Origin of the sequence: Paraburkholderia humisilvae (assembly GCF_902859855.1) — a bacterium.
In the GTDB taxonomy this organism is placed as follows: Bacteria; Pseudomonadota; Gammaproteobacteria; order Burkholderiales; family Burkholderiaceae; genus Paraburkholderia; species Paraburkholderia humisilvae.
Window position 1 is genome coordinate 1 of the sequence record NZ_CADIKH010000411.1, and the last position, 871, is coordinate 871.

Below are 871 nucleotides of genomic sequence, written 5' to 3' on the forward strand. Positions count from 1 at the left end.
TTGCAGGAACCTGGCACATTATCGTGAGAATCCTGCAAATTCTGATGAGGTGTGGATGGGTCCCAGGACGCCTGTGAAAGAAGGAGATTTCTTCCGGCAACCGCTGCGCGAACAGATCAATCTGAAACATCCACTGGTACGGCTGGCTGAGCTCATCAACTGGGATCGGCTGGGCGTCGCGATGAGCGAAAGCTTCGTGTCGCACAAGGGGTGACCGGCGACATCGCCCAGGCTGATCGCCGGTCTGCTGTATCTGCAGCACGCATTTGACCTGTCCGACGAAGAGGTCGTCTGGCAATGGGTGGAAAACGCGTATTGGCAAGTGTTCACCGGCGAAACGTACCTGCAAACCGAACCGCCAGTCGATCCGTCGAGCCTGACGCGCTGGCGCAGGAGGCTGAAGAGCTGCTGGCCGAAACGATCGACGCAGCCAGACGGGCCGGCGTGATCAAGGCTGCGAGCGTCAGGCGCGTGATCGTCGACACCACTGTCATGCAAAAGGCGGTCGCGCACCCGACGGATTCACGTCTGCCTGAGCGGTGTCGCGAACATCTGGTGAAGGCAGCAGCGCGCCACGGCCTGAAACTGAGGCAGAACTACAACCGCGAGGCACCACACCTGACGCGTCAGATTGGCCGCTTCGCCCATGCGAAGCAGTACAGACGCATGAAGAAGGCATTGCGTACGCTGCGCTCGCGTGTGGGTCGGGTGATGCGTGACGTGGAGCGTCAGATCAACCCGGTATCCGAAGAAAATCGTGTGCACCTTCAGGATCTGATTGGACGCGCGAAGCGGATCCTGTCGCAAAAGACAAAGGACAAGAACAGGCTCTACGCCCTGCATGCGCCTGAGGTGGAATGCCTGGCAAAGG

General features: G+C 59.5%; 1 pseudogene. It reads left to right on the top strand.

Annotated features, from left to right (window positions below):
- Positions 1 to 55: 55 nt before the first annotated feature.
- Positions 56 to 871: pseudogene (locus HV796_RS42825) on the top strand (IS5 family transposase); the annotation flags it as partial.